The organism is Prevotella dentalis DSM 3688 (genome assembly GCF_000242335.1).
In the GTDB taxonomy this organism is placed as follows: Bacteria; Bacteroidota; Bacteroidia; order Bacteroidales; family Bacteroidaceae; genus Prevotella; species Prevotella seregens.
This window is the reverse complement of the sequence record NC_019968.1, coordinates 290,129-306,150: the sequence shown is the minus strand read 5'-3', so window position 1 is coordinate 306,150 and position 16,022 is coordinate 290,129. Positions and strand designations below refer to the sequence as shown.

The window sequence follows — 16,022 nt, the reverse complement described above, 5'->3', positions numbered from 1 at the left end:
AGTTTGACGAGGCAAACGGCCGGCCGACGGCGGCCCGGAAACAGATGGATTTACAAGCATAACAAGGTTAAAAAACAAGTATAACAAGGATAAACAAGATGAAAAGCGTTAAGATTGCAACAGTAGGATTGTGCATGCTCACGGTGTGCAGTTGTTCAACCAAGATGGGTACGGGCACCCTTATCGGCACAGGTGCCGGTACGGTGCTCGGCGGCATCATCGGAAAGATAGCCGGCAACACAGCCGTGGGTGCGGCTATCGGCGGTGCCGTGGGTGCCGGCGCCGGTGCCATCATCGGCAAGCACATGGACAAGGTGGCCAAAGAGACCGCTGCAGAGGTGCAGAATGCCAAGGTGGAGGAGGTAACAGATGCCAACGGACTGAAGGCCGTCAAGGTGACTTTCGACTCGGGCATCCTCTTTGCCACCAACAAAGCCACGCTGAATACCAACAGCAAGAACGACTTGGCCAAGTTCTCCGGCGTGCTGAAGAAGAACGCCGACTGCCATGTTGACATCCTGGGCTACACCGACCGGTCGGGCGGCGACGCCATCAACGTGCCCCTAAGCCAGAAGCGCGCGCAGAGCGTGGCCGACTATTTGAGCTCGTGCGGCGTGAGCAAGTCGCAGCTGAAAAACGTTGAAGGCAAGGGTAGCCAGGACGAGATTGAGAACAAGACCGTGTCGCAGGCCAACCGCCGGGTGGAAGTTTATCTCTATGCTTCCCAGGCAATGGTGGACGCCGCCAATGCCGGCACGCTGCAGTAAACAGCGGCAATCCTTCCGTCAAACATTCATCGGGGATGCGGGCCGGCACGGCCCACATCCCCCTTTTGGCATGAATCAGCGTGCTCAATGGTATGTTCATAGTTAAAAAAATGGTGCGTTGGGCCTTGAGCCTCTTCTTTGCATCCACCATACTGGCCGTGGTGGCCTATCGTTTTGTCCCTGTATATGTGACTCCCCTGATGGTAATCCGCTGCCTGCAGAACGGCAACCTGACGATGCACCACCATTGGGTGCCGCTCGACGAGGTGTCGCCGCACATGCCCGTGGCCGTGATGGCCAGCGAGGACTCCCGTTTTCTGCTGCACCATGGCTTCGATTTCAACGCCATTGGCAGTGCAGCCAAGCGCAATCTGAAGCACAAGGGCGGCAAAAAGTTCGGTGCCAGCACCATCTCGCAGCAGACGGCGAAGAACGTATTCCTGTGGCCCGGCCGATCGTGGGTGAGAAAAGGCTTCGAGGTTTACTTCACGGCGCTGGTCGAACTGCTGTGGAGCAAGCAGCGCATCATGGAAGTTTATCTCAATTCCATCGAGATGGGCGACGCCATTTATGGCGTGGATGCCTGCGCCGAGTACAACTTCGGCAAGACGGCAGCCGAGCTCTCGCGTGGCGACTGCGCCCTCATCGCTGCCACGCTGCCCAACCCACGCCGGTTCTCCTCCCGGAATCCGAGCGGCTACATGCGCCTGAGGCAGCGGCAAATCATGGCCAACATGCGCTATATCCCCACTTTCCCCAAGGAGGGCGAGGACTACGACCCCCGCACTGCCGTGGGTGGAACCTATAAATAAGGAGTTAAGAAGTTACGGAGTTAGGGAGTTGAGGCAAAGGGCCTGGCTTCCTGACGACTTGACAACTCGGCTCCCGGACATCTTCATTCAATCCTCAAGAAATATGCAAAGTGAAGAACAACTGCTCGAACAGCTCAACGAAAGCCAGCGCGCGGCCGTGACTTATTGCGACGGCCCGCAGCTCGTCATTGCCGGAGCAGGGTCGGGCAAGACGCGTGTGCTCACCTACAAGATAGCCTGGCTGCTGGCCCACTACGACATGAAACCCTGGAATGTGCTGGCCCTCACCTTTACCAACAAGGCCGCCCGCGAGATGCAGTCGCGCATTGCACAGCTGGTCGGTGGCGAGCGGGCCCGCTATTTGCAGATGGGTACGTTCCATTCGGTATTCTCGCGCATCCTCCGTGTGGAGGCCGACAGCATTGGATACCGCAGCGATTTCACCATCTACGACGAGAGTGACTCGCGTTCGCTCATCAAGAACATCGTGAAGTCGATGGGGCTGGAGGACAAGACCTACAAGCCGGCTTCCGTCCATGCGGCCATCTCGGCGGCCAAAAACCGGCTGTGCATGCCCGAACAGTATGCCGAAGACGGCGACCTGCTGGCCCGCGACAGGCATCACAACATGCCCGAGACGTTCAAAATCTACGCATCGTACCAGCAGCGACTGCGCCAGGCCAACGCCATGGACTTCGACGACTTGCTGGTGAACACCTTCCAAATGCTGCGCGACCATGAGCCGTTGAGGCAGAAATATGCAGAGCGGTTCCAGTATGTCTTTGTGGACGAATACCAGGACACCAACTACGTGCAGCAGCAGATTGTGACCAAGCTCACCCGCGACCACGGCCGCATCTGCGTGGTGGGCGACGACTATCAGAGCATCTACGCTTTCCGTGGGGCAAAGATAGACAACATCTTGAACTTCAACCGCATCTATCCCGACGCCCGGATGTTCAAGCTGGAGCAGAACTATCGGTCCACGCAGCTCATTGTGGCGGCCGCCAATTCACTGATGAAACACAACTCGCGGCAGATTCCCAAGGAGGTGTACAGCCGTAAGGAGGAGGGCGACAAGGTGACCATTCTGGAAACCATATCCGACAAGCGCGAGGCGGCCATGGTGTGCCGGGAGATTCGGCGCATCAAGAATCAGGAGGGGTGCCGGTGGAGCGACTTTGCTATTCTCTACCGCACGAATGCGCAGAGCCGCACCTTCGAGGAAGAAATGCGCAAACCCGAGGTGGGCATGGGCAGCCACTACCGCATCTATGGCGGGCTGAGCTTCTACCAGCGCAAGGAGGTAAAGGACGTGATAGCCTATTTCCGGCTGACCGTGAACCCCAACGACGAGGAGGCTTTTCGCCGCATCATCAACTATCCGGCGCGGGGAATCGGCGACACCACGGTGCAGAAGATTGTCCGTGCGGCCGAGCAACACGAGGTGAGCCTGTGGGAGACGATTGCCCGTCCGGCCGCATACGGACTGGACGTGAACCGTGGCACGCTGGGCAAGCTGGCCGCCTTCCATGCGCTGATGAGCGGATTCATGGCGAAAGCACAGACCACGGACGCGCTGACTTTGGGCGACGAGATCATGGTCGAGAGCGGCATCAAGGCCGACCTGGCCGCTGACAAGACGGTGGAGGGCGACAGCCGGCGGCAGAACATCGACGCGCTGATTTCGGGAATGGCCGATTTTGTGCAGGCCCAGCGCGAGGACGACCATGCCGACGAGGCCCGGTTGCAGGACTATCTGGCCACTGTTTCGCTGATGACCGACCAGGATTCGGACGACGGCTCCGACGACAAAGTGACGCTGATGACCATCCATGCGGCCAAGGGACTGGAGTTCCCCACGGTGTTTGTGGTGGGCATGGAGGAGAACATCTTCCCGAGCACGCTCTCTGTGAGCACGCCCCGCGAGCTGGAGGAAGAGCGCCGACTGCTCTACGTGGCCATCACCCGGGCCGAGAAGCACTGCTATCTCACCTGGGCCCACTCGCGCTGGCTTTATGGCAAGATGGACAGTTTTGTCAACCCGAGCCGGTTTATCAACGACATTGACCCGGAGTTTGTCACCGTCCAGACGGAGGGCGGGCGCGTCGGGGGCAATCCCTTTGGCGAAGACCGGCCGCGCCGTCGACCTTGGGACGAGGACAAACCTGCACGCCGCCGCCCCTGGGACGACGACTATGAGACCGACCAACCCTATACGGGGGCAAGGGTCTGGGGAGGCGAATACCGCCGCATGAGCGGGCGGATGCAGAACTCCCGCCCTGTGGCCGGGCAGTTCATGGCCGACCCTAAGCCTAAGGAGACGGCTCCGCACCGCCCCGAACAGGCCGTCAATCCGTTCTCTTCGTCGTTTGAGGCGAAGCTCCGGCAGAGCGGGAAGTGGCAGAGCGTGTCGCGTGCCATGACCGGTGGCGGGCGTGCCGAGCCAGGATCTGCCTCTCCGGTTTCGGCCGGCGCGGGTTCTGCCCCCTCTGCTTCGGCGGGTACGGGGGCCGGACTCCATGCGGGTCAGGTCATCGAGCATCAGCGTTTTGGCCGTGGCACGGTGGTCGGCGTGGAGGGAACGGGCGAGAACCGCAAGGCCACGGTGGACTTCGATACCACTGGCCGCAAGCAACTGCTCCTGAAATTCGCCAAGTTCACCATTGTGGGCTAAGGCCCTGCCGCCGGCTTTCTTCCCCAAAAACCAACGCCCCGTTGGGGCGTGCGGGCCGGCACGGCGGACGGTCCCTACGTCAACCCCATGCGCATTCATGGTGCAGCCTCTGTGAAATCTGTGGAATCTGTGAGACATCTTGCGCCATCATACGGTTGCGCAACGAAGAAAGTCTCACAGATTCCACATATTTCACGGATATGTGCATGGCGTTTCACGGCTGCCTCAGATTGCATTCATTCTGCGGAAAGCGTTCGACGGAGGCCGATGGGCGGCATGACCAACCTCTGTCGGCAGGGTATGGCTTGATGGCTCGGTTTATTTTGTATCGAGAATACGCGTTAAACGCGGTGCGAACACGGCGCAAACGCAGCGTGAAAACGGCGTGATCGCATCGCGAAAATGGCGCAAACGGCCGGCGATTGCGGCGTGATTGCACTGCGGCAGCGGCACGTTCGTATGGCGGCAACGGCTTTTCGGCACTGCGGCGCGGCGGTTTTCGGATAAAAAGCAGTATCTTTGCAGACAGATACAAACCAAAAAACAAAAGACAATGAACAGAACCCAATTGATTGATGCCGTGGCGGAGCGGGCCGAACTCTCGAAGAGCCATGCCGCCAAGTACGTGAATGCCATCCTCGGCGTGATGGCCGACAACCTGTGTGAGGGCGACTACGAGATTGCCATCCCCGACTTCGGCCGCTTCAGCGTGAAGCATGTGGCCGAGCGGCAGGGCGTGAATCCGGCCACGGGCGAGAAGATAACCATTGAGGCCCGCGACAAGGTGGTGTTCAAAGCCTCCGACAATCTCAGCATCTTCTCGCGCAAGCACGTGTAACCGGCGAGGCTCTGACGGCATAACAGACCCGGAAAAACGGCAGCCCCCATCCGCTTTTGGTGCGGATGGGGGCTGCTGGTGTGTGGACGGCGGCGTCAGACCGGCATCTTGTCTATGCGTCGCTGATGGCGCCCGCCCTCGAAGTCGGTGTTCAGAAACTCGTCCATGATGCGGCGTGCCATGGCCTCATCGATGAAGCGGCCCGGCATGACGAGGACGTTGGCATCGTTGTGCTGGCGGATGAGGTGGGCGATTTCCGGCATCCAACTCAGGCCGGCACGAATGCCCTGGTGCTTGTTGAGCGTCATGCTGATGCCCTCGCCCGAGCCGCAGATGGCGATGCCCGGATAGACTTCGCCCTGCTCGATGCCGCGGGCCAGGGCGTGTCCGTAGTCGGAATAGTCGCAGCTCTCTTCCGAGTAGGTGCCATAGTCCTTGTAGGCGAGGCCCTTCTCGTCGAGATACTGCTTGACAAACTGTTTCAGGGCGTAGCCCGCATGGTCGCTGGCCAAGCCTATGGTCTTGATGTCCATGAGCTGATTTGCAAGGTTTGGAGTTAAGGAGTTAGGTAGTTAAGGAGTTAAGACGTCACGCATCAAGACACGTTTGTCCTCACTCCTTGGCTTCTTGGCTCCTTAACGCCTTGGTTGCCTTTAGGCCAGGAACGCCTTGACCTGGTTGTAAACGTTCTCGCCGGTGTAGCCAAGTTTCTCGTCGAGCACCTTGTAGGGGGCCGAGAAGCCGAAGCTGGTCATGCCGAACACCTTGCTGTCGGGCCCTATGCCCACGAGTCCTTCGAGCGTAACGGGGAGCCCGGCCGTCATGCCGAACTTCTTGATGCCGAAAGGAAGCACAGCTTCCTGGTACTCGGCGCTCTGGTTGCGGAAGAGACCCTCGGAGGGAGCACTCACCACACGCACACGGATGCCGTCCTTACGCAGGGCCTCGGTGCCGGCCTCGAGGGTGGAAACCTCGGAGCCACTGGCCACAAGAATCACGTCGGGGTTCTCGTCGGAGCCGGCCACGACGTAGGCTCCCTTGGCAGCCAGCTCGTAGTCGGTGCCTACGGGCAGCTTGGCAATGCCCTGGCGCGAGAGGATGAGAGCCGTGGGCGTGTCTACATTTTCCATGGCGAGCTTCCAGCAGACGGTAGTCTCGTCGGCGTCGGCCGGGCGGAACACGCGCACGCTGTCGCGTCCGGCATGGTTCTTCATCTTCTCCATGAGGCGAATCTGGGCTTCCTGCTCCACGGGCTCATGGGTGGGGCCGTCCTCGCCCACGCGGAAAGCGTCGTGGGTCCAGATGAATTTCACGGGCACTTGCATCAGTGCAGCCATGCGCACGGCCGGCTTCATGTAGTCGGAGAACACGAAGAACGTGCCGCAGGCAGCGATGACACCGCCGTGGAGCATCATGCCGATGCACATGTCGGCCATGGTGAGCTCGCTCACTCCAGCCTGGAAGAAGGCTCCGCTGAAGTCGCCCCGCACGATGCTGGTGGTCTTCTTGAGGAAGCCGTCGGTCTTGTCGGAGTTAGAAAGGTCGGCCGATGCGCAGATCATATTGGGCACCTGCTCGGCAAGTGCGGTGAGGCAGGCTGCGCTGGCAGCGCGTGTGGCCGAACCCTCTTTCTGCTCCACCTTGCTCCAGTCTATCTTGGGCGCCTTGCCCGAGAACCACTCGTCCATGAGGGCTGCCTTGCCGGCATTGGCCTTGCGCCACTCGGCCTCTTCGGCCCGGCGGGCTGCCACGATGGCTTTCAGCTCTTCCTTGCGGGCGGCATAGACGGCCTTGACGTCTTCGAATACGACAAAGGGATGCTCCACGTCGCCGCCAAGATGCCTGATGGTGTTGGTATAGGCGTCGCCTCCGAGGGGTGCGCCGTGGGTCTTGATGCTGGCTTCGTAGCTGCTGCCGTCGGCCTTGAGGGCGCCCTTGCCCATGATGGTCTTGCCGATGATGAGTGTGGGGCGCTCCTGTTCCAGCAGGGCAGCGTCGAGGGCCTTGCGAATCTGGGCCACGTCGTTGCCGTTGATCTCCAGCACATTCCAGCCCCAAGCCTCGTACTTGGCCTTGGTGTCCTCGGTCATTACCACCTTGGTCTCGGTGGAAAGCTGTATGTCGTTGGAGTCGTAGAACATGATGAGGTTGTTCAGCCCAAGGTTGCCGGCAATGCGTCCTACGCCCTGTGAGATTTCCTCCTCCACGGCGCCGTCGCTGATATAGGCGTAAACCTTGTGCTGCATCATGGTGTGGCCGAGGCGCGCCTCCAGGAACTTCTCGGCTACGGCAGCACCTGCAGCCATGGCGTGTCCCTGTCCGAGCGGGCCCGACGAGTTCTCGATGCCGCGTGCAACGTCGAGTTCAGGGTGGCCGGGTGTCACCGAACCCCACTGGCGGAACTGCTTGAGGTCGTCCATGGAGAAGAAGCCACGCAGGGCCAGGCCCGCGTAGAGCATGGGGCTCATGTGGCCGGGGTCGAGGAAGAAACGGTCGCGACCGGTCCATGTGGGGTCGTTGGGGTCGTAGATCAAGTACTCGGCGAAGAGCACATTGATGAAGTCGGCACCGCCCATGGCGCCGCCGGGATGTCCGGAATTGGCTTTCTCGACCATAGAAGCAGCCAGGATGCGGATGTTGTCGGCTGCGTGGTTCATTGCTTGAATGTCGTTCATTGTTATGATATGATTAATGATTATTTGAGGGTGACAACGATGATGGATTTGGCCGGAACGGTCAGCCGCACGTTGTTCTTCTTGATTTTGACGTCCTTGAAGAGGGTGGGGCGGATGCGTCCGGGGTTGTCGAAGTCGTTGTAATCGGTCATGTTCTTGCCGGAGAGGATGCTGCCGCTTGCTGTTTTGGGCGAAGCACCCTCAAGCGTGAACTCCACCTGCTGGGCCTTGTCGAGGCTGGGGTTGACCAGTGAAACGACGATGGTGCCGTCGGTTTTCCGGGCGGCCGAGAGGGATACGGCGGGAATCTTGCCGGCTTTCATCTGGTACATGTGGCCGCCCTCCACGTCGATGGAGTCGGTCTTTACGTCCATGGGCAGGTAGGTGGCCTCCTGAAAGTCCTTGTACATCTGGAACACGTGGTAAGTCGGGGTGAGCACCATGCGGCCCGTGCCCACGGTATCGGTGAGAATCATGCTCTGCAGCACGTTCACCACCTGGGCGATGTTGGCCATCTTGACGCGGTCGGTGTGACGCTGGAACACGTTGAGCGACAGGGCTGCAACCATGGCATCGCGCATGGTGTTCTGCTGATAGAGGTGCCCGCGGATGGTGCCGGGTTCCTCGTCCCACCAGGTTCCCCACTCGTCGACGAGCAGTCCGATGCGCTTCTGCGGGTCTTTCTGGTCCATGATGTCGCTGTGACGTTTGATGACGTCCTCTATTTGCAGGCACTTGCCGATGGTCCAGTAGTACTCCTGGTTGCTGAATTTGGTGGCCGAGCCCTTGTGGTTACTCCAGTCCTTGACGGTGTAGTAGTGGAGTGAGAGGCCGTTCATGCGGTTGCCCACGTTGTCCATGAGCACCTTGGTCCAGTTGTAGTCGTAGTCGCTGGCCCCCGAAGCAATCTTGTAGAGCCGGTGGTCGTCGTAGTTGCGGCAATAGACCGAGTAGCGACGGTAGAGGTCGGCATAGTACTCCGGCCGCATGTTGCCGCCGCAGCCCCAGCTCTCGTTGCCCACGCCAAGGTATCTCACGTTCCATGATTTCTCGCGGCCGTTCTTGCGGCGCAGCTTGGCCATCGGCGTGTCTCCGTCGCTGGTCATGTACTCCACCCACTTGGCCAGCTCCTCGACGGTGCCGCTGCCCACATTGCCACTGATGTAAGGCTCTGCGCCAATCAGCTCGCAAAGGTTCAGGAACTCGTGCGTGCCGAAAGAATTGTCCTCTATGGTGCCGCCCCAGTTGTTGTTCTGCATCTTGGGCCGCTGGTCGCGCGGGCCGATACCGTCCATCCAGTGATACTCGTCGGCAAAGCAGCCGCCGGGCCAGCGCAGCACAGGCACCTTGAGATCTTTCAGGGCCTGAAGCACGTCGTTGCGGTAGCCCTGCGTGTTGGGCACCCGGGAGTAGGGGCCCACCCACAGGCCGCCGTAGATGCAGGAACCAAGATGCTCGGCAAACTGCCCGTAGATTTCGCGGGGAATCTTGTGTACGCCCTGGGTGGCATGGATGGTGGCGGTGGCGTCCTGCCCCATGGAGGGCAGTGCGATGACTGCCGAGAGGCAGAGGGTTGTGATGGTTTTCTTCATGTCTTGTTGCGGATATGATTAGTGAGCGTCCTTGTAGGCCACAGCCGCCTGCTCGATGGCAAGGCCTTTTTTGTAGTTCTCAATATAGACGTCGAAGCCCGCCACGTCCTCGGGGGTGGGCTTTACCTCGGTGCCGGTGTTGCCGGCAAACACCTGCTGGTCGAGGAAGTCGGCCAGCGACTGTGCGCCTTTCTTGTTTACCAGATAGGAAGCCAGCAGGGCAATGCCCCAGGCGCCACCCTCGCCGGCAGTCTCCATCACCGAGATGGGAGAGTTGAGAGCGGCAGCGAGGAACCGCTGACCCACGCCGGGAGTCTTGAAGTAGCCGCCGTGGCCGGTGATGCGGTCTACGCCGACTTTCTCCTCCTTGAACAGCACATCGTTGCCAATCTTCAGCACGCCGATGGCTGCATAGAGCTGGGTGCGCATGAAGTTGGCCAGCGAGAACTTGTCGTTGGCTGCACGTACAAAGAGAGGGCGGCCGTCTTCGAGCTCGGTAACAGGCTCGCCCGACACATAGTTGTAGGAGAGCAGACCGCCACAGTCGGCATCGCCGTCGAGCGAAGCCTGGAAGAGGCGGGTGTAGAGCTCGTTCATGTCGACCTTGATGCCCATGAGTTCCTCGAACTGGCGGAAAAGGCCCACCCAGTCGTTAATCTCCGAGGTGCAGTTGTTGCAGTGCACCATGGCGACGGGACTGCCGTCGGGGGTGGTCACAATGTCGATCATCTTATAGGGTTTGGAGAGGTTCTTCTCCAGCACAATCATGGAGAACGAGGAGGTGCCGGCCGAAACATTGCCCGTACGCTGTTTCACGGCATTGGTGGCGGCCATGCCCGTTCCGGCGTCGCCCTCGGGCGGACAGAGTGGTGTGCCGGCCTGTAAATGTCCCGACACGTCAAGCCGACGTGCGCCCTCGGCTGTCAGTGTGCCGGCATTTTCGCCAGCCACAAGCACTTGGGGCAGGATGTCGAGGAGCTTCCAGTCGAAGCCCTTGGGAGCCACAAGGCGATTGAATTTCTCGACCATCCCGGCATCGTAAGTCTTGGTTTCAGGGTCGATGGGAATCATGCCCGAGGCGTCGCCGATGCCGAGCACCCGCCGGCCCGTGAGCTGCCAGTGGATGTATCCGGCCAAAGTGGTGAGGAAATGAATGTCCTTGACGTGCGGCTCCTCATTGAGCACACACTGGTAGAGATGCGAAATGCTCCAACGCAGGGGCACGTTGAAGTTGAAAAGATCGGAGAGTTCGGCGGCCGCCTTGCCGGTATTGGTGTTGCGCCAAGTACGGAACGGTACCAGAATTTGCTGTTGCTCGTCGAATGCCATGTACCCGTGCATCATGGCGCTGATGCCGATGGAGGCCAGCTGCTCCAGTTCAACGCCGTACTGGCTTTGGACGTCGGCACGCAGTTGCGCGTAGCAGTCCTGCAGTCCTGCCCAAATGTTGTCTATGCTGTAAGTCCACAAGCCGTCCACAAGCTGGTTTTCCCATGTGTGGCTGCCTTGGGCTATGGGTTTGTTTTCCTGGTCGATGAGCACGGCCTTGATACGGGTAGAGCCAAACTCTATGCCCAGCATTGCCTTGCCGGCCGCGATGGTTGATTTTGCATCCATGATGGTTCAGATAATGAATAAAGAAGCGTTAGGGAGTTGGTAATGGAGAATGGAGAAAAAGACAGGCCGGAGAGGAAGCGCAGGATGTTCCTGTCCTGTCCTCCCCGGCCACGAATGGATTATCTCAACGACTTGTTGAGCATGTAGTAGATCTCGTTCCAGCGGAGCTCCTTGCGGAACTGCTGGTAGTCGGTGTCCTTGTTGATGATGCAGGCTTCGATGTCGGCAATCTCTGCAAAGTCGCGCCAATACTCGTCGGTCAGCGAGAAGCTGAAGCAGGAATGATGGGTGCCGCCAGCTTCCATCCAGCAGCCCACGCCAACCTCGAAAGTGGGTTCGGGAATCCAGAGGGCGGAGGCCACGGGCAACTTGGGCAGGGGCTTCGACTTGATGAGATTCACATCGTTGGCAATGAGACGGAAGCGGTTGCCCATGTCTACTATGGTTGCCGTGATGCCATGGCCCTGCTTGGTGGTGAACACCAGACGGGCCGTTGGGGTCTTGCGCACGCCAATACCGAGGAAGTGCACTTCCAGGCGGGGCTTCTCCTCGGAGATGGCGGGACAAACCTCCAGCATGTGCGACTGCAAGATGGATGTGTTCTCGCCGTCGAAGTTGAGCGTATAGTCCTCCAGGAACGAGGTGCCGCCAGGCAATCCTTGGCTCATGAACCATGTGGTGCGATAGAGAGCGGCATCCTTCCAGTCGCCCTCGGCGCCGAAGCCGTAGCCCTCACTCATCAGACGCTGTGAGGCAAGGCCCGGAATCTGGTCGAATCCGTGGCCGGTCTTCTCGACGTCAACGTCGCCGAGATCGTCGAAATTGGTGGTGAAACCCTTGGCACCGAAAGCCTTGAGCACGGCGCGGAGAGTGAGTTCAGCCTTGGCGGAGTTCCAAATCTTCTTGTATTCCACGGTGCTCTTGTCTTTCAGGGCATCGGCTACGACATACTCCTTGAAGTACACGTCGTGCACGAGGGCGTCAACTTCCTCGTCTTTCACCTTGTCGAAATACTCCAGCACGGTGGAGAACTGTACGTAGTCCACATGGTAACCCAGTACTTGCTCGAAAGCAACCTTGTCTCCATCGGTCACGGCTACGTTGTTCATCTGGTCGCCGAAACGGATGATGAGGCAGTCTTGAGCATCGGCCACGCCGGCGCAGACGCGCTCCCATACGGCAATATGCTTCAGGGTCTTTTCGTCTTTCCAGTAGCCGATGACGGTCTTGCGGGGCTTGCGCAGACGGGAGAGGATGTGGGCATACTCGCGATCACCATGGGCACTCTGGTTGAGGTTCATGAAATCCATGTCCATCGTGTCCCAGGGAATCTGCTGATTATACTGTGAATGGAGGTGGAGCAACGGCTTGCGCAGGATCTGCATGCCCTTGATCCACATCTTGGCAGGTGAGAAAGTGTGCATCCAGCAAATCACGCCCACGCACTTTTTGTCCACATTGGCGCGGCTCATTACGTCGGCCACCTCCTTGGAACTGTTGGCAGTGCCGGCATAAACCACCTTGATGGGCAGGAGGCCAGAGTTGTTGAGGCCCTCGACCATCTCCTTGGAGTGGCCGTCTACCTGTACCACGGCATCGCCTCCATAGAGGAGCTGCGCGCCGGTTACAAACCAAACCTCAAAATCTTTAAATGTTTCAATCATAGTTTTTTATGTTTTAAGTGAAAATTATATTTGCTGAAGTTAATATGTCAGGGATGAAAGCGTGGAAGAACGCACGGGCATCAGCCTTTCTTCTTTTGCCCGTAATAGGCGTTGGGACCGTGCTTGCGCGAGAAGTGCTTCTCCACAAGCAACGGGTTCATCGTGGTCTTGGGGTTTACAGAGAACGATATAAAGGCCATCTTGGCCACTTGCTCGGCCACCACGGCATGGTAAACGGCCTCGTCGGCATTCTTTCCCCAAGTGAAGGGGCCGTGGTTTTTCACCAGCACGCCCGGTGTGTGCACAGGGTTGATGCCGTCCTTGCGGAAGCGGTCAACGATGACCACGCCGGTGTTGTACTCGTATTCGGCCATCTGGTCTTCGGTCATGGCATCCGTGCAGGGGATGGAATCGTGGAAGTAGTCGGCGTGCGTGGTGCCGATGTTGGGGATGTCAAGTCCGGCCTGAGCCCAGGCGGTGGCATAGGTGGAGTGGGTATGCACCACGCCTCCGACCTCAGGGAAGTTGCGGTAGATGACGAGATGGGTGGGCGTGTCACTGGATGGGTTGAGGTCGCCCTCCACCACTTTGCCAGTCTGCAGGTCAACTACCACCATGTCGCTGGCCTTCATGGCATCATAGCTGACGCCCGACGGCTTGATGACAACAAGGCCTTTCTCCCGGTCTATGCCGGAGACATTGCCCCAAGTGAAGAGCACGAGTCCATGTTTCACCAGGTCGAGGTTGGCACGGAATACTTTTTCTTTTAATTCTTCGAGCATGAAATATAATATGGTATAAAGGGATAGTGTATTTGTTAAAGGTTCTCGATGAGAGTCAGCCGGGAGGGCTACAGCTTGAACGACGGGTCCTCGTCGTAGGCCCTGCGGTTGAATCGGTAGAGGGCGGCACCGCGCTTGGAGGTCAGTTTGTCGATGAGCTCGGTCTTCTCGATGAAGTCAATCTGCTTGATTCGCTTGCGGAAGTTGCGCTTGTCAATCTCGTTTTCCAGCACGGCTTCGTAGACATGCTGCAGCTGGGTTAGCGTGAAGAGGTCGGGAAGCAGGTTGAAACTGATGGGCTCGGTGTTGATGCGGCGGCGCAGTTGGCCGATGGCATCGTTGACCATACGGTTGTGGTCGGAATAGAGTTGTGGGAGGTCTGGAAGCGAAACCCACTCCAAATTGTACTTCTCGCGCAGCTTGTCGTCGTAGTCTTTCACATTGATGAGCGCACAATAGGCCACCGAAATTACTCGTTCGCCCGGGTCACGGTCGATGGCGCCATAGGCACCCACCTGCCGCAAGTAGAGCTTTTTGAGTCCGGTCAGTTGAAAGACCACACGGCTGGCAGCCTCGGACAGGCTCTCGTCGTTCCCGACGAAACCACCGTAGAGCGACCATTCGCCGCGTCCGGGGTCCATCTGGCGTCTGCCAATGAGCAGTTTGAGTTTGTCTGCCTCGAATCCGAAGATGATGCAGTCTACGGAGACCCACACCTTGGAATGCTCGCTGTAATAGTTTGTCATTGTGTTGATGTATTGTGGATTTGACTTGAAAGGAGTTCCGGCCGGCGTGTTGTGTTGCCGGCCCGAACCGATGTGTTTACCAGAAATAGGCGTAGAATGCGGCGCAGAGTCCAATCACGAGTAGCGTGCCCAGGATGTCCCAGATGCTGAAACTCTCGCGGATGGTCTTCTTGTAACTGCCCGTGAAAGTGATGGCATCCACCTGTTCTTGCGAGGGGGCCTTGGTGAAGAACGATACCACGACCATGAGCACTATAATGAACACGAGCAGCCAGCACTCGAATACGAGCCAGTTGGTCTGCCAGAACCAGGTCGTGCTCTCCCAAAAGCCGGTAGGCAGGCCCAAGAAGCTAATCTGGTCGGCCGCCATCTTGCCAGTATCGGTGGCCACGTTGGTCATCAGGCGGAGCATGCCCACAAGGAATCCGCCGAAGAGTCCCCAGGCACCGGAGGCCGGTGTAATCTTTTTAGAGAACATGCCCAGCGTGAACACAGCCACCATGGCCGGCGCCAGCAGCGACTGAATGCCCTGCAGGTAGCTGTAGAGCGAGCCAAGACTCATCATGACCGGCATCCAAATCAAGCCCAGAAGCACCACCACTACCGTGGCGATACGGCCGATGAGCACATAGTGTGCCTCGCTCATATTCTTCTTCATGGGCTTGTAGAAGTCCTCGGTGAAGAGTGTGGCGCAGCTGTTGAAGAAAGCAGCCAGCGAAGCTACGAGGGCGCAGACGAAACCGATAGTCACGATGCCTTTGATGCCCACGGGCAGGATGTTCTTGACCATGAGGGCAAAGGCGGCGTCGGTGTCGCCCATGACGAACCCGTTGCCCTTCTGTGCCAGAGCAGCGGCAACCATGCCCGGGATGAGGAACATGAAGCAGGGGAGGATCTTGAAGAAGCCGGCGGCGATGGTACCACGACGGGCACGTGCGATGACAACGCCGGGATCCTCGCCCTTGGTCTGGCCAAGTACACGCTGTACGATGTGCTGGTCCGTACACCAGTACCAGAAACCGATGATGCTTGCACCGAGGAACACCACATAGCCAGGATATTCCTTGTACATCGGGTCGCCCGGATCGGTGTGGAACATATGGTTGATGCCGTAGCCGTCGTGCATGGCGCGGGCATTGTCCATCATGGCTCCCCAGCCCTCAACGATGCTTCCTCCACCCAAGGCCGACAGGCCAAGGAAGAGTACGAGGAACGAGCCGATGATGAGAATAGGCGTTTGAATGGACGAGAGTGTCATGACACCTTTCATGCCTCCAAAGACGGTGAACACGCAGGTAACGGCTATCAGGCCGATGGCGCCCACCCAGAAGTTCAGTCCCAGCAGGTACTCAAAGAAGATGCCGCCTGTGTAGGCCGTCACGCTCACCTTGGTGAGCACGTAGGCCACCAGCGTGATGATGCTCAGACCGTAGCCTGTGGCATTGTTGTATCGGAATTTAAGGAAGTCGGGCATGGTGATGATCTTGCCCAGTTTAGTGATGAGCAGTTCGTAGAAAGGCACGAAAACCCAGCCCAGGATCAGAATCATCCAGCCCTGCATTTCCCAGTGGGCCATGCCCACACCGTCCTTGGCACCCGTGCCGGCCAGGCCGACCAGGTGTTCCGAACCGATATTTGCTGCAAAGATGGCCATGCCAATCACATACCAAGGCTCGCCCTTGCCAAAGAGATAGTCCGACGAATTTTCACCCGCGGAGGCTTTCTTGTCTTTCATGATGGCGTGCCACACGGCCCAGATTACTCCCACCAGGCCGATGCCCAGCACGGCCCAGTCCAGCCAGAGAAACTCATTCGATGTCCAATTCATTGTTGTTGAAAGTGATTAATTATT

Annotated in this window: 12 protein-coding genes; 4 read left to right on the top strand and 8 right to left on the bottom strand. The window is 58.5% G+C overall.

Annotated features, from left to right (window positions below; genetic code table 11):
• The first annotated feature begins 98 nt into the window (after window positions 1-98).
• The 4 genes from PREDE_RS08590 (at window position 99) to PREDE_RS08575 (ending at window position 5,094) form a co-directional block, all read left to right on the top strand.
• Complete coding sequence (locus PREDE_RS08590; RefSeq protein WP_005846556.1) at window positions 99-767, top strand: OmpA family protein; 669 nt, start codon at window positions 99-101, stop codon at window positions 765-767.
• Between the two features lie 92 nt (window positions 768-859).
• Entirely contained in the window at window positions 860-1,579 is a 720-nt protein-coding gene (gene mtgA / locus PREDE_RS08585) for a monofunctional biosynthetic peptidoglycan transglycosylase (RefSeq protein WP_027952486.1), read from the top strand.
• A 103-nt stretch (window positions 1,580-1,682) separates the two neighbouring features.
• Window positions 1,683-4,256, top strand: a complete 2,574-nt coding sequence (locus PREDE_RS08580) for an ATP-dependent helicase (protein WP_005846553.1) — start codon at window positions 1,683-1,685, stop codon at window positions 4,254-4,256.
• A gap of 553 nt (window positions 4,257-4,809) precedes the next feature.
• On the top strand, window positions 4,810-5,094 hold the full coding sequence (locus PREDE_RS08575; RefSeq protein WP_005846548.1) for an HU family DNA-binding protein: 285 nt from the start codon (window positions 4,810-4,812) through the stop codon (window positions 5,092-5,094).
• 95 nt (window positions 5,095-5,189) lie between these two features.
• Here the strand turns inward: PREDE_RS08575 and rpiB are convergent, their stop codons facing one another.
• The 8 genes from rpiB to PREDE_RS08535 form a co-directional block, all read right to left on the bottom strand.
• A complete protein-coding gene (gene rpiB, locus PREDE_RS08570) occupies window positions 5,190-5,627 on the bottom strand; it encodes a ribose 5-phosphate isomerase B (RefSeq protein ID WP_005846546.1) in 438 nt (145 codons plus the stop codon).
• A gap of 120 nt (window positions 5,628-5,747) precedes the next feature.
• Window positions 5,748-7,769, bottom strand: coding sequence for a transketolase family protein (locus PREDE_RS08565; RefSeq protein WP_005846544.1), 2,022 nt, complete (start codon window positions 7,767-7,769; stop codon window positions 5,748-5,750).
• Window positions 7,770-7,789: 20 nt separating this feature from the next.
• On the bottom strand, window positions 7,790-9,361 hold the full coding sequence (locus tag PREDE_RS08560; RefSeq protein WP_005846542.1) for an alpha-N-arabinofuranosidase: 1,572 nt from the start codon (window positions 9,359-9,361) through the stop codon (window positions 7,790-7,792).
• A gap of 18 nt (window positions 9,362-9,379) precedes the next feature.
• Window positions 9,380-10,978 carry a xylulokinase gene (locus PREDE_RS08555; RefSeq protein ID WP_005846540.1) on the bottom strand — a complete coding sequence of 533 codons (1,599 nt, stop codon included), beginning with the start codon at window positions 10,976-10,978 and terminating at the stop codon, window positions 9,380-9,382.
• 119 nt (window positions 10,979-11,097) lie between these two features.
• Window positions 11,098-12,642: an L-arabinose isomerase gene (gene araA, locus PREDE_RS08550; RefSeq protein ID WP_005846538.1), complete on the bottom strand. Its 1,545-nt coding sequence runs from the start codon at window positions 12,640-12,642 to the stop codon at window positions 11,098-11,100.
• 80 nt (window positions 12,643-12,722) lie between these two features.
• Complete coding sequence (locus PREDE_RS08545; RefSeq protein ID WP_005846536.1) at window positions 12,723-13,424, bottom strand: L-ribulose-5-phosphate 4-epimerase; 702 nt, start codon at window positions 13,422-13,424, stop codon at window positions 12,723-12,725.
• 68 nt (window positions 13,425-13,492) lie between these two features.
• A complete protein-coding gene (locus PREDE_RS08540) occupies window positions 13,493-14,170 on the bottom strand; it encodes an NUDIX hydrolase (RefSeq protein ID WP_005846534.1) in 678 nt (225 codons plus the stop codon).
• A 76-nt stretch (window positions 14,171-14,246) separates the two neighbouring features.
• Window positions 14,247-15,998, bottom strand: a complete 1,752-nt coding sequence (locus PREDE_RS08535; RefSeq protein WP_005846532.1) for a sodium:solute symporter — start codon at window positions 15,996-15,998, stop codon at window positions 14,247-14,249.
• Window positions 15,999-16,022: the final 24 nt, after the last annotated feature.

Coding starts and splice junctions, on each gene's coding strand:
- PREDE_RS08590 (WP_005846556.1), top strand. CDS start 99: ATGAAAAGCGTTAAGATTGCAACAGTAGGATTGTGCATGCTCACGGTG.
- mtgA (WP_027952486.1), top strand. CDS start 860: ATGTTCATAGTTAAAAAAATGGTGCGTTGGGCCTTGAGCCTCTTCTTT.
- PREDE_RS08580 (WP_005846553.1), top strand. CDS start 1,683: ATGCAAAGTGAAGAACAACTGCTCGAACAGCTCAACGAAAGCCAGCGC.
- PREDE_RS08575 (WP_005846548.1), top strand. CDS start 4,810: ATGAACAGAACCCAATTGATTGATGCCGTGGCGGAGCGGGCCGAACTC.
- rpiB (WP_005846546.1), bottom strand. CDS start 5,627: ATGGACATCAAGACCATAGGCTTGGCCAGCGACCATGCGGGCTACGCC.
- PREDE_RS08565 (WP_005846544.1), bottom strand. CDS start 7,769: ATGAACGACATTCAAGCAATGAACCACGCAGCCGACAACATCCGCATC.
- PREDE_RS08560 (WP_005846542.1), bottom strand. CDS start 9,361: ATGAAGAAAACCATCACAACCCTCTGCCTCTCGGCAGTCATCGCACTG.
- PREDE_RS08555 (WP_005846540.1), bottom strand. CDS start 10,978: ATGGATGCAAAATCAACCATCGCGGCCGGCAAGGCAATGCTGGGCATA.
- araA (WP_005846538.1), bottom strand. CDS start 12,642: ATGATTGAAACATTTAAAGATTTTGAGGTTTGGTTTGTAACCGGCGCG.
- PREDE_RS08545 (WP_005846536.1), bottom strand. CDS start 13,424: ATGCTCGAAGAATTAAAAGAAAAAGTATTCCGTGCCAACCTCGACCTG.
- PREDE_RS08540 (WP_005846534.1), bottom strand. CDS start 14,170: ATGACAAACTATTACAGCGAGCATTCCAAGGTGTGGGTCTCCGTAGAC.
- PREDE_RS08535 (WP_005846532.1), bottom strand. CDS start 15,998: ATGAATTGGACATCGAATGAGTTTCTCTGGCTGGACTGGGCCGTGCTG.